Origin of the sequence: Metasolibacillus sp. FSL H7-0170, assembly GCF_038593115.1 — a bacterium.
Taxonomy (GTDB): Bacteria; Bacillota; Bacilli; order Bacillales_A; family Planococcaceae; genus Metasolibacillus; species Metasolibacillus fluoroglycofenilyticus.
On record NZ_CP151964.1, the window covers coordinates 3,337,277 to 3,350,092 of the forward strand.

General features: G+C 37.2%; 11 protein-coding genes and 1 pseudogene. 6 read left to right on the forward strand and 6 right to left on the reverse strand.

Annotated elements, in window-relative coordinates:
• Positions 1-371 precede the first annotated feature (371 nt).
• From MHH70_RS15600 to MHH70_RS15615, 4 genes are all read left to right on the forward strand, one after another.
• A complete protein-coding gene (locus MHH70_RS15600; protein WP_066167318.1) occupies positions 372-2,114 on the forward strand; it encodes an ABC transporter ATP-binding protein in 1,743 nt (580 codons plus the stop codon).
• Positions 2,111-3,847: an ABC transporter ATP-binding protein gene (locus tag MHH70_RS15605; protein WP_066167315.1), complete on the forward strand. Its 1,737-nt coding sequence runs from the start codon at positions 2,111-2,113 to the stop codon at positions 3,845-3,847. Before MHH70_RS15600 ends, MHH70_RS15605 begins: the two co-directional genes overlap by 4 nt.
• A gap of 270 nt (positions 3,848-4,117) precedes the next feature.
• The gene (locus tag MHH70_RS15610; protein ID WP_342471915.1) at positions 4,118-5,398 is read left to right on the forward strand and encodes an MFS transporter; all 1,281 of its coding nucleotides are present in this window, start codon (positions 4,118-4,120) and stop codon (positions 5,396-5,398) included.
• 671 nt (positions 5,399-6,069) lie between these two features.
• Entirely contained in the window at positions 6,070-6,345 is a 276-nt protein-coding gene (locus tag MHH70_RS15615) for an IS3 family transposase (RefSeq protein ID WP_342471916.1), read from the forward strand.
• A 281-nt stretch (positions 6,346-6,626) separates the two neighbouring features.
• On the opposite strand, the pseudogene MHH70_RS15620 reads toward MHH70_RS15615, so the two are convergent.
• The 3 genes and pseudogenes from MHH70_RS15620 to MHH70_RS15630 form a co-directional block, all read right to left on the reverse strand.
• Positions 6,627-7,890, reverse strand: a pseudogene (locus MHH70_RS15620) (IS3 family transposase).
• Between the two features lie 101 nt (positions 7,891-7,991).
• On the reverse strand, positions 7,992-8,348 hold the full coding sequence (locus MHH70_RS15625) for a hypothetical protein (RefSeq protein ID WP_342471917.1): 357 nt from the start codon (positions 8,346-8,348) through the stop codon (positions 7,992-7,994).
• 75 nt (positions 8,349-8,423) lie between these two features.
• Positions 8,424-8,912 (reverse strand): hypothetical protein, encoded by a 489-nt coding sequence (locus tag MHH70_RS15630; RefSeq protein ID WP_107943314.1) that lies wholly within the window; start codon positions 8,910-8,912, stop codon positions 8,424-8,426.
• A 325-nt stretch (positions 8,913-9,237) separates the two neighbouring features.
• Between MHH70_RS15630 and MHH70_RS15635 the strand changes: the two genes are divergently transcribed.
• Entirely contained in the window at positions 9,238-9,627 is a 390-nt protein-coding gene (locus MHH70_RS15635) for a hypothetical protein (protein WP_107943313.1), read from the forward strand.
• Between the two features lie 127 nt (positions 9,628-9,754).
• Here MHH70_RS15635 and MHH70_RS15640 read toward each other — a convergent pair whose 3' ends face one another.
• The 3 genes from MHH70_RS15640 to MHH70_RS15650 form a co-directional block, all read right to left on the reverse strand.
• Positions 9,755-10,315, reverse strand: a complete 561-nt coding sequence (locus MHH70_RS15640; protein ID WP_066167307.1) for a manganese efflux pump — start codon at positions 10,313-10,315, stop codon at positions 9,755-9,757.
• Between the two features lie 116 nt (positions 10,316-10,431).
• Positions 10,432-11,175 carry a DUF475 domain-containing protein gene (locus MHH70_RS15645; RefSeq protein ID WP_066167304.1) on the reverse strand — a complete coding sequence of 248 codons (744 nt, stop codon included), beginning with the start codon at positions 11,173-11,175 and terminating at the stop codon, positions 10,432-10,434.
• A 153-nt stretch (positions 11,176-11,328) separates the two neighbouring features.
• A complete protein-coding gene (locus tag MHH70_RS15650) occupies positions 11,329-11,538 on the reverse strand; it encodes a YheE family protein (protein ID WP_107943311.1) in 210 nt (69 codons plus the stop codon).
• Positions 11,539-11,661: 123 nt separating this feature from the next.
• Here MHH70_RS15650 and MHH70_RS15655 point away from each other — a divergent pair, with 123 nt between their 5' ends.
• Entirely contained in the window at positions 11,662-12,807 is a 1,146-nt protein-coding gene (locus tag MHH70_RS15655; protein ID WP_342471918.1) for a DUF445 family protein, read from the forward strand.
• The last annotated feature ends 9 nt before the right edge of the window (positions 12,808-12,816 follow it).

Sequence of the window (12,816 nt, forward strand, 5' to 3'; positions counted from 1 at the left end):
GACTTAGTAAATTTCTGTATGCTAATCTTAAGGGGCACTAAATAATTTAAGGAAATGGAGGTAAGGATTATGATGATTTTATTAAACAGCACAATAACTAAACATTTTAATCCGGACCTGTAGCATGTTCTTTTTATTATTTGCTTGAACGCGCATAATAACAAGATGATACAGGCACGTCCCTGTATCTCTTATTTTAGGCATGTATCCTAATATAATGGGGATATATGTCTTTTTTTGTGCCTAAGGCGTGCGAAAATAGATGAAGGAGGACATCCGTATGTTCAAACAGTTTCAAGTGAAAATTTTAAAAAGAGAATCGCTAGATAGTGGATAGTGTAACTTTACAGTGAAGGTAGGTAAAAAAGAATATGTTTGATGTATTAGGAAAATTAACATGGTTTTTTAAGCAATATTGGAGGCGTTACACAATTGCGATTGTGCTGCTGATTTTAGCGAGTATCGTTGAAGTACTTCCGCCATGGGTACTCGGTCAGGCAATTGATGAGATGACGGAAGGTATAATGACAAAGGAATTGCTTAGCTTTTATTTAATAGGCATGCTTGTCATTATTGTACTCAGTTATTTAATGAATTTCGTGTGGCAATATCAATTATTCGGCGGTGCGATTACATTGGAGCGGATTTTACGTAAACGATTAATGCACCAATTTTTAAAAATGACGCCAACATTTTATGAGAAAAATCGTACAGGTGATTTAATGGCTCGTGCGACGAACGATTTAAACGCGGTGTCATTAACGGCTGGCTTTGGTATTATGACGTTGATTGATTCGACGGTTTATATGGGTGCAATTATTTTAGCGATGGGCTTTTTCATTTCATGGAAATTAACATTTTTTGCAATGCTACCTGTGCCAATCATGGCGATTTTAATTCAATACTTAGGGAAAATCGTTCATGAGCGTTATATGACTGCGCAAGAGGCGTTTGGTGAGCTCAATGACGATGTATTAGAATCAGTCGCTGGTGTACGTGTTATTCGCGCTTACGTACAAGAAACGAGAGATCAAAAGCACTTTGCTAATAAAAGTGAGGATGTATTCCAAAAAAATATGCATGTAGCAAAAATTAATGCATTATTTGGACCAATTACAAAAGCAGGTACGGCCATTTGTTATGTTGTAGCATTAGGGTACGGGGCTGTCTTAGTATCGAACAACGAATTGACAGTAGGTCAGCTTGTAACGTTTAACGTTTATCTAGGGTTGGCAGTATGGCCAATGTTCGCCATTGGCGAGTTGATTAACGTCATGCAGCAGGGGAATGCCTCGCTTGACCGTGTACAAGAAACACTTGATTACGAGGCAGATGTACAAAATCCAACACAAGCTGTGGCATTACAAGCGCCAACAGCCATTGGTTTTAATAATTTTACATTCCAATATCCTTTATCGCAGGTGAAAAACCTGCAGCAAATTTCAGTTGCCTTAAAGCAAGGGCAAACTTTAGGAATTGTCGGAAAAACAGGCGCGGGTAAAACAACATTTGTTAAGCAACTATTACGAGAATATCCAATTGGTAATGGTCAATTAACAATTGCTGACATTGATTTAGCACAGCAAACGAAGGAGCAAGTGCTCGATTGGATTGGCTACGTGCCACAAGACCATGTCTTATTCTCAAGGACAATTCGTGAAAACATTTTATTTGGTAAAGAAGATGCAACAGAGGCGCAAATTGCAGATGCGATTCGACTTGCGCATTTTGAGCAAGATTTAAAAAACTTGCCGATGGGCATTGAAACGCTCGTAGGAGAGAAGGGTGTTTCACTATCGGGTGGACAAAAGCAGCGTGTATCAATTGCGCGTGCACTCATTAAAAATCCTGAAATATTAATTTTGGACGATTCATTGTCAGCAGTTGACGCAAAAACAGAGGCAAAAATTATTGACAATATTCAAAATGAACGTAGTGGTAAAACGACGATTATTACGACACACCGTTTATCAGGCATCCAACACGCAGACCACATTATCGTGTTAGATGATGGGATGATTACAGAGCAAGGTACACATGAGGAGCTTCTTGCACAGAATGGCTGGTATAAAGAGCAATTTGACCGCCAGCAGCTAGAGGGGGGATCTGAATGAGTACAAGTAAACGTTTGTATCATTACGCTTTAACATTTAAAAAGCCAATTTTAGTCGGTTTGACTTTATTAACATTAGCTGTTTTTGCAGAGCTAGCCGGGCCATTTATCGCAAAACATATAATTGATAATTATATGACGCCGGGGACAATAGCTGTTAAACCATTGACTGGACTATTAGCGGTGTTCTTCGGGCTATCTATAGCGACAGCGATTTTACGTTATTTTATGTATATTTATTTGCAAATCGGGGCGAATCGCGTTGTGCAACAAATGCGCCGAGATGTTTTTGGTCATATTCAAACATTGCCGATTCATTACTTTGACAATTTACCAGCCGGAAAAGTAGTGGCACGTGTGACGAATGATACAGAGGCTGTGCGCAATTTATATGTGCAAGTGCTCTCACAGTTTGCAACAAGCATTATTTCCATTGCAGGGGTTTATATTGCTTTATTTATTTTAGATGTGAAATTGGGGCTAATCGCTTTAATCGTTATTCCACTTGTTTATGGCTGGATGATTGGTTATCGCAAATTTGCCGCAAAGTATAATCATGTTATCCGAACAAAAATCGCAGATATTAATGCGATGATTAATGAGTCGATTAACGGAATGACAATTATTCAGGCATTCCGTCGCGAAAACCAAATGAAAAAGGAGTTCGCGGAGATGAATGATGAGCATTATGAATATAATCGCAAGCTGTTATTTTTAGATTCAGCTACATCATTCAACTTAGTAAACGTCTTTCGATTATTAATGTTTATGGTTTTCATTTATTACTTTGGTACGCAATCAATGACGATGCCAGAGGCAATAACAGCGGGGACATTATACGCACTTGTCGACTATTTGACACGTCTGTTCAACCCAATTGTTAACTTTGTAAACCAGTTCTCACAGCTTGAGCGCTCATTAGTAGCAGGCTCTCGCGTATTTGAGCTATTAGATCAACAGGGTGAACCAGTGAGTGAGCACCGTATCGAGCGTTATGAGGGCAATGTTGTGTTTGAAAATGTTTCATTTGCCTATAAAAATGATGAGTATGTGCTGAAAAATTTAAATTTCGAAGCGAAAAAGGGCGAAACAGTCGCACTTGTTGGGCATACAGGGTCAGGAAAAAGCTCGATTATGAACCTATTATTCCGCTTCTACGACCCACAAAAAGGGTGCATTACAATTGATGGGCAGGATATTACAAGCTTGCCTCGTCAATCAATACGCGACCATATGGGCATTGTACTACAAGACCCGTATTTATTTACAGGGACAATCGCCTCCAATGTCAGCTTAAACGACGAGCGTATTTCACGCGAAACAGTGGAAAAGGCACTAGCTGCTGTTGGCGGTGAACGCGTATTAGCGAATTTAGAAAAAGGACTGGATGAGCCGGTAATCGAAAAAGGAAGCACGCTGTCCTCAGGGCAGCGCCAATTAATTTCCTTCGCCCGCGCACTTGCCTTTAATCCAGCGATATTAATTTTAGATGAGGCTACATCGAATATTGATACAGAAACAGAGGAAATTATTCAGCATGCGATGGAAGTCCTAAAACAGGGACGCACAACATTTATTATCGCTCACCGTCTATCAACAATAAAAAATGCTGATAAAATTCTTGTATTAGACCGTGGCGAAATTGTCGAGCAAGGTACGCATGAGGAGCTATTAGCATTAGGCGGTCGCTACGAAACAATGTATCAGCTACAGGCAAATTCATTAAATGGATAAGGTGCCTGGCACGCAAACAATTCTGACAATTCACTACAATTTAAGGCGCTAACAAATTTTGTTAGCGCCTTATTTTTATCTATTTAAATACTACCTAAAATGCATTTTACCATAATTAAAATAAACCGAGTTTTGTAGTCTTGAAGACAAGATGAATCTTGCGAGCAATGGTGTTGTTTTGATTTTTGTTGTTAAGTATGTTGCTTATTTACTACGAAGAACGTATATTTAGATTATCGAATTAATTGTCTAAAAAACGAGGTGCGACAAGTGAAAAAATGGCTTCATGAGTGGGGCAGAAGCTTAAAATCTTTTAATCGAAATATACGCTTATTTATTTTATCAAATGTGCTTATTCAAATAGGGATGGGCGTATTTAGTGTTATGTACAATTTATATATCCGAGAGCTCGGCTTGCCAGAGTCAGTGAATGGTAGTGTCATTTCTATGACTTCACTGGCGACGGCGCTAATGCTTATACCTGCTGGGCTATTGAGTGATAAAATTGGGCGCAAATGGCTCTTGATTATTGGCTCAACTTTAACGGCTATTTTGCTTGTAGGACGCAGTGTTGTGATTGCTGAGCAGCCAATGCTAATGCTTGCTTTCGGTATGGGGATTGTTTGGGCGCTAGCACAAGTTTCTGGTGTTCCATTTCTAGCTGAAAATTCGAGCCCGCGTGAGCGAATGCAATTGTTCAGTATTCATTTCGCACTTGTAACGGTATCCAATGTTGTCGGTAATTTATTAGGCGGTATTATTGCAGATAGCTTACAATGGCTAGCAAAAATGGGAGAGGTCGAGAGCATTCAAGTTTCACTACTGACTGGCTGTGTTATTTTCTTCTGTGGTTTATTCCCGTTATTCAAGCTAAAGCCTATGGCAACAAATGCACAGAAAGCAAAGGAAGAGTCACAAGAGGCGACATCTGAAATGAGCAAGGAAGTAGGCTGGTCATTTAATTTAAAAATGATTTTATTTTTCGGTACAGCAAATTTACTAGTTGGCTTTGGGGCAGGCTTAGTCATTCCATACTTAAATTTATATTTTGCAAATCGCTTTGATGCTTCTAACTCTTATATTGGATTTATTTTAGCGCTAGGCTCTGCGATGACAACTGTTGCAATGTTAATCGGTCCAATGCTAGTAAAGCGTGTTGGAAAAGTGAGGGCGCTTGTTTTATTCCAGCTCATGTCCATTCCGTTTTTGTTTTTAACGGCTTTTACCAACTCCTTGCTTCTAGCATCTATCGGCTTTTTAATGCGTCAGGCGTTAATGAATGCAGGTAATCCGATTCAAAGTGCGATTGCTATGGAAGTTGTTCATGATAAATATAAAGGGTTAGCCAACTCGGTTAATCAAATGGTCTTTAATTTAGGCTGGGCGGTTATGGGCTTGCCAGCTGCATGGCTTGTTACGACATATGGCTCTTACTGGGGCTATGCCTATGCCTTCACGATTACGGGTGGTCTTTATTTAATCGCCTCTACATTTTTCTATATTACATTTGGACGAAGGTACGTGTTGAGGGAAGAAACCGCAATAAAATAAAGAACCTCCTAAAGTGCTGCATCCCAAAACTTAGAGTAAAAACTAACTTTTGGGGTGATTTTTTTATGGTCAAATATAACGAAGAATTTAAGTTGAAAGTTGTCCAAGATTATTTAACGGGACATTAGGTTTTACTTTAATTACAAGGAAATATTTTATCTTTGATAAAACAGTCGTCATACGCTGGGTACGTGTTTATAAAGCATTTGGTCGAAATGGCTTGACAGTGAAGAAAAAGAAGCAGTTTTATTCTATTCAACTCAAATTAGATTTATTACACTTTATGAAACAAACAGGTGCTTCTTATCTAGATACAGCGATTCGGTGTAAGATGAATAATCCTTCTGTCATCGCCAAATGGAACAGTACATTTCTAAAAGAAGGAATAGGGGCCTGCAAGAAAAAGTGAAGGGGCGCCCGTCTATGTCTAAAAAATCAAAATCAATCTCTCAGGCAAGAAAAAGAAATGTCACGTGAGGAGCAGTTAGAGCGCGAAAATGAACTACTTCGTCTAGAGGTTGCGTACCTAAAAAAGTTGAAGGCGTTTCGAGAGAATTTGGATGCCTTCCTCGAAAAGCAAAAGCAGCGATTGCCTTTGAACTCAAAGAAGAAGGATTCCGATTAAAAGATGTCTTAGTACGTGTGGACATTCAAGAGGCTACGTATAGCAAATGCACCAGAAAGATCCAGATAAAGATTGGAAAACGTTAATTTTAGAGACGTTTAAAAAACATGAAGGTCGATATGGCTACCGTCGTATTCATGTAGAATTGATAGCGCAAGGCTACACAATTGATCATAAAAAAGTACAGCGTATTATGCAGGAATTGGATTTGAAATGTGAGAAATTCGTCCGCAAATCACGCTATAAATCGTATAAAGGCACAGTTGGAAAAGTGGCGAAAAATCGTTTAAATGGCCGTTTCAATACACCTTATGCCCTTTAAAAAGTGGTAACCGACGTAATAGAATTCAAATGTACAAATGATGAAAAATTGTATTTGAGCCCAATTATGGATTTATACAACGGTGAGATTATTGGATTTAGTATGTCTAAACGACTGACACTAGATTTTGTGCTAGATTCTTTGAAACAAGCCCTTCCAATTATTCAAGAACGTGCAGAATATCGAACAACGATTCATTCCAATCAAGGTTGGCACTATCAACAGAACAAATGGGTGAAAAAACTGAAGTGACCCCTTAAAGTTAGACACGGTTATTTCGTTTAGGCAATTTGGGTAAAATAAGTTCGGTACTGCACCGGACTCATTTTTAATTTTGCCTTCATACGTTTCGTGTTGTAATAGTTTATATAGTTTTCAAGTTCCTTTTTAAAATGCTCGACACTTTCAAATTCCTTTAAATAGAGAAATTTCGACTTCATGATGCCAAAGAAATTCTCCATGACAGAATTGTCGTAACAGTTTCCTTTACGCGACATACTCTGCACAATCCCTCTAAAGCCTTTTCTACCATCTCTGAAACTAATGAATATGTAGGTCTAGAGCCAATTGTATACGTAATAATTTCGCCATTAAATAAGTCTAAAACAGGCGATAAATAAAGCTTTTCACCAAATAACTTAAACTCTGTAATATCTGTTACCCATTTCTCATTAGGCGCTTTTGCTGTAAAATGGCGATCTAAAATGTTAGGCGCAATTTTACCAACTGTCCCTTTATATGACTTATATTTTTTCATACGAACGATGCACTTTAAGCTTAGCGCTTTCATCAGGCGTTGCACTTTCTTATGATTCACTTTTTGCCCACGATTCGCTAGCTCATTACGAATGCGACGATAGCCATAACGGCCTTCATGTTCCTTATAGATTTCTTGAATTTTGGCCTTTAACTCGGCATCTGGATCGGGACGATTCATCTTCTTTACTAAATCATAGTACGTGCTACGTGGAATTTCTGCGAACGCTACAAGCGCCTTCACCGAGTATTTATGCCTTAATTCATAGATGACTTTTACTTTGTCCTCTTTGGTGATTTTTTCTTGGCTTGAACTAAGGCGTTCAACTTTTTTAAATACTCGTTTTCCATACGTAGACGATTGATTTCTGCTTGAAGTGCTTCTGGTGAGCCTTCTACTGGTGCTTGTTTTGGCTGTTTATTTGTTTCTTTTTTCATGGATGGACGCCCCTTTCTCTTTGATTGAAGGGCATCGAATCCTTTTGTTTCAAATTGTTTTTTCCAAACACGAAGTGTAGAAGGAGTAGCTATATGAAAGATAGCTGCCGTTTCAAGTAAGGACGTACCGTTTTCAATCATATAGTTTAGTACGTCTAGTTTAAACTGTGCCGAATAATTTGTATATCGTTTTATAAATGTTTCTACGCCGTTATACTCATATTGTTTTGCCCAATTAAGAATTGCTTTGTGATCTGTTCCCATTGATTTAGCAATTTCATGTGAACTTTCTTTGCCTTCTAAGTAGCGTAGGACTGCTTGTAATTTTTCTTCTGATGTATATTTAGCCATATAAAAACTGCTCCTCCAATTGTTAGACGTGTCTAACAATTGGGGAGCAGTTCACTACCGTTTTTAGGGGGGGAATATACTAGATGCTCATGTATAATAAACTATTTATTAACAAGATAAGAAAAAACTCCATCTTCAGTTAAACTAGAAACAATAGCAATATACATATCATCTTGTTGATATTTTATTGTAATTAAATCTTCATTTGCAGAATTTTGATGATAAGCTATTTCATATATTTTATCATTATATTGTTTTTTTATGAATTGATGCTCATCTAAACTATTAAAGATAACAGGTGTTTTTTGTTGGATGATAGACAACACATCATTAGACTCAGTTTGTAAATATTGATCTACTAATACATTATCTAATTTAATACTAGAATTAGATTTTTTGAAGTCCTCTTGTAGACTAGATTCTAAATTTAAAGAGTTAACAATTAAATTTTCTGCCATCTCAGTATATTGAGGTGAAGCCTGGTAATTATTTTCTACTTGGTAGCCTTGATAGCCTCCGACAACCCATGTTTGCTATACTTCTGTTCCACAAGCATATGTTGACGAATCAAGACCAGAAATCGTTGATACACCGACTGCTGCAGAACGATTTAGTGAACCTAGTGGTATATTTCGATTCCAACTAACATTGTGGGTAATACCTTGATCAAGTCGTCGTCCAAAAAGCGAGCTATCATAAACTACTGTAGCAGAACTTTCCGTATTATAAGATGTAGACATGCCACCCCGTACAGCACCTTTGGAAATAGATGTAACAAGTACTGTGTGGCTATTTAAATTAAACGAGCTAGTACTGTATGCTCCAGCGCTAAAATGTAAACGTGCATCATAAACGCCGTTACAATTTTCAGCTAATAGCCCCGTTACTGAATATGTTCTAGCAACATAGGAAGCTGGTCCAGAGCTAGGGAGATAAGTAGCCCAACTATAAGCTAATGATTTACTAGGAGATAAACTTAATAATAAAATTAATACTGTTAGAAATGTAAATATTCTTTTCATTAATAACTCCTCCATTTAAAAATAACTTGTTAATAATTATCCTCTATCAAGCATATATTAAAATATAAAAGTAGAAATTCATAAAATTATATTTTATGAAGGGTATAATTTGACTTTTATAGCTCCTTTTTATAGTATTAAATTACCTGATAGAGATAAATATGGGTATTATTGTAATATAAAACACTTATATTGTCAATTTAGGATTTATTAATCGTATAAACTATTTTATATTTCAATAAAATATTCGATATTGATAAATATTAAAACGATTGAATGTTCTGTAAACTCATGTTGAAATAAGGAATTAACAGGAGGCGATAAAATGAAAAAACAAATTCACTTTATATTGTTATTTATCTTACTGTTAACAGGCTGTGCCAACCAATTAGCGAGACTAGAAGATGCCTTATCAGAGTCTGGGATTGAAAATGTAGATAAAATAATTATTATGGATGTGCCGACGAAAGAAAAACGTATTATAGATAATCCGCAGCTGTTGGAGGAGTTTATTAGTAAGATGGAAGGTACACGAATCATGCCGCAAGAAAAGGAGAAAGAAGAAAATGCTCAGTATGTAGTAGAGTTTTATGAGCAGGAAAATTCGTTTAAATATTATACACCTTTAACGTCAAGAGAGCGTGGCGATTACACAAATACAAATCCGATATCGATTGTAGAAGCCTATTTTAAAAAGGCAGATGCGATGGAGTAATGCTAGTAGAAATTTCGAAGAAATATTACGGTGCGCATCCTACAAGCCAGTAATGGCACTGCTTGTAGGACGCTTTTAAAATTGTAGTGAATTGTCAGAATTGTTTGCGTGCCAGGCACACACTCAATTAAGCAAAGATTTCAAAAATACCAATCGCGATAAGTAACCAGCCTGAAATAGCTGTAGAGTACTGTCCGATAAATGTTTTGGTTAATAAAATACCAAAATGGCTACCAATAGCTACTGTAATAAAGGAAAAAACACCAATGGAAATGACCATCCATATTGTCGAAATGTCATTTGCACCAATTGCGATACCTGTAGCTAAGCAATTGGCAGAGAGCACAAACCCTAAGGGAATCGCTTCTTTTAAAGAAAGGATGGAATTTTTATCTTTATCAAATGATTTCACACGATTTGTTTTAATCAATCGATGTGATAACAATGTCCATACGCCAATAACACATAGTAAAAGGCTACCTAACAAATTGGCAAGATATACTGAAATATAGTCAATCAATGCTACACCGACTGTGACTGCTACATATGTTATAATCATGGACAATATCGCAATTGTAGCGTTTGATACTAGAGGGATTTTTATTCGTTTCATCCCATATGCTAGGCTTATCCCCAAATTATCTAAATTTACTGCTATACCTACAAGAATGATAGTAATCCACTGCATCGAATCCTCCTCGAAACTGCTAATCCATTTTTCCTCCATATTATATGAGTAAAATGCTATTTGGTTCGACACAGTGCTAAACATGGATTAATTTCAGGAAAGATAAAAATGAAAGATTAAGCCACCCTAAGCTTCTTTTTAAAATGAATTACGAAAGTAATGATAAAGACAATGATTAAAACAAGGAAAAACATATGGTGTGGAACATGTATGCCAATTATACTAACGAGCATTTTTAGTGCAACGATGCCAATAATGAGAAAGGCTGCTTCTTCTAATTCAGGTATTTTTTCAATGACGGTTAAAAATAAACCCGCAATTGTTCTCATCATTAAAATGCCTAACATTCCTCCAATCATTAATATCCAAACTTCACTGGATATTGCAAACGCAGCAAATATGGCATCAAGTGAAAAAGCGATATCCATTAACTCTATCATAATGACAGTCGCCCAAAAGCTTCCGAAAATGCGAACTAATAACCCTGATTTTTTAACCTCTTTGACACTGTCTTCTTGCCCTATTTGAGCGAAATGAGCAACACACAGCCACCCCAAATACAAGGCACCTAGCAATTTGATAAACCAAAATTCCACTAAATAAACGCCAATGCCTATAAATAAAAATCGAAAAAAATAAGCACCCATCATCCCATACATCAATGCTCGCTTCCGTTGCTTGTTCGGCAAATGCTTCACTAACACCGCCAAGACAAGCGCATTATCTGCTGAGAGTAAACCTTCAATAATAATGAGTGTAGATATTAATCCCCATGATACAGGGTCCGTTAAAACGTCCTTCCACATATTCCAGTCGAAAAATTGCATATATATAGATAAAATTCCTTGAATAATTTCCAAAGCGTCCCCCCTACTAGCACGATGCTAGTCTAGTATATGCACAATCGTCACTGTTATGAGAAGGGGGATAGCAATGAAAATAAGGCACTAACAAATTTTGTTAGTACCCTAAGTTGTAGTGAATTGTCAGAATTGTTTGCGTGCCAGGCACCTTTAGTCGTACACATGAAATAACATCAGCTCATGTATCATCTTCTCAACAATCACCAAATCCTCCTCGGTTGGTTTTGCGCCGATAAAGCGAATGCTACCATCTTTATGGTACTCTGCTTGATAGCGCTGCTGTTTATAAAAAAAACTAATTAACCAGCCGGGTAGCTGCTTGTTTTCAAATAATGGCTTAAAATTAAAATGTTGAATCATGAAACCACTCCTTCCTATTTATCGTACTAAATAAGTGAAAGCTTATGCAATAGCGATTGTTTTGTAATATGGCATTTCTGTTATACAATATGAGCGTAATTGATATAGAAACGAGAGGATACAATGGATAGTTTATTTGGACTATTAATTTTACTTGCGGGTGTTGGAGCAATTGTTGGAGCGGCGACAAATTATATGGCGATTAAAATGCTGTTTCGTCCGTATAAGCCGATTTATTTTATGCGCTGGCGCCTGCCGTTAACGCCGGGACTTATTCCGAAAAGACGTGATGTGCTAGCAATTCAGTTAGGGAAAACGGTAGCTGATTATTTATTAACACCAGATACGATTAAAAAGAAATTTTTATCGCAAGATGTGCGGGATAATGTACTTGAGTTTGCTCGTCAAAAAGTAGCAGCAGAGGTATTCACACAGGACAGAACGATTAATGACTGGTTAAAGCTTGCGAATTTGCAGCATACTCCGGCTCTATTAGAGCAAAAAGTTGATGCAGTCATTGCCAATCAATTTATATCCGTAAAAAATGTGCTGGCAACAAAAACAATTCAGCAGTTAATGCCTGAGGATTTAGAGCCTGTACTAGATAAAAAAATTGGCGATGCTGTCGAGCAAATTTTGGATAAGGGAGTGGCTTACTTCCAATCGCCTGAGGGTGCAAAAACGATTAAAAATTTATTAGATGACTTTTTAAATTCAAAAGGTTCCTTTGGTGGCATGATTTCAATGTTTATGGGTGATTCTATGTCGCTCGTTGAAAAGGTACAGCGCGAACTAATCCGCTTTTTACAAGCGCCAGGTACAAGCGCTCTTTTATATCGCATTTTTTCAGCAGAATGGGAAAAAATTAAACAACGTCCTGCAATGGACTTTATGAAAGATATAAACTTTGATACGATTGAACAGAGCATTCAAGCATATGCGAAAGAGCAGCTTGCCATTGAAACGCGTCTAGACAAAACAATTAATGATTATTGGCCACAGGGGCAAAACTGGACAAATGACGAGCTGTTACCAAAAGTGATGGATAAAGCATTCCAAGCAGCAGAAGGTAAAATTGAAGATGTATTAAAACGTCTAAACTTAGCGGAAGTTGTGCGTCAACAAGTGGACTCATTCCCGATTGCTAAGCTTGAAGAGCTTGTGTTAGGCATAATTAGCCGCGAACTGCGTATGATTACATGGCTAGGTGGCATTATTGGTGGTATCGTTGGTATTGTGCAAGCGATTATTGTCTTTATGACAAATTAAAAGGAAAGT

Coding starts and splice junctions, on each gene's coding strand:
- MHH70_RS15600 (WP_066167318.1), top strand. CDS start 372: ATGTTTGATGTATTAGGAAAATTAACATGGTTTTTTAAGCAATATTGG.
- MHH70_RS15605 (WP_066167315.1), top strand. CDS start 2,111: ATGAGTACAAGTAAACGTTTGTATCATTACGCTTTAACATTTAAAAAG.
- MHH70_RS15615 (WP_342471916.1), top strand. CDS start 6,070: ATGCACCAGAAAGATCCAGATAAAGATTGGAAAACGTTAATTTTAGAG.
- MHH70_RS15625 (WP_342471917.1), bottom strand. CDS start 8,348: ATGGCAGAAAATTTAATTGTTAACTCTTTAAATTTAGAATCTAGTCTA.
- MHH70_RS15630 (WP_107943314.1), bottom strand. CDS start 8,912: ATGAAAAGAATATTTACATTTCTAACAGTATTAATTTTATTATTAAGT.
- MHH70_RS15635 (WP_107943313.1), top strand. CDS start 9,238: ATGAAAAAACAAATTCACTTTATATTGTTATTTATCTTACTGTTAACA.
- MHH70_RS15640 (WP_066167307.1), bottom strand. CDS start 10,315: ATGCAGTGGATTACTATCATTCTTGTAGGTATAGCAGTAAATTTAGAT.
- MHH70_RS15650 (WP_107943311.1), bottom strand. CDS start 11,538: ATGATTCAACATTTTAATTTTAAGCCATTATTTGAAAACAAGCAGCTA.
- MHH70_RS15655 (WP_342471918.1), top strand. CDS start 11,662: ATGGATAGTTTATTTGGACTATTAATTTTACTTGCGGGTGTTGGAGCA.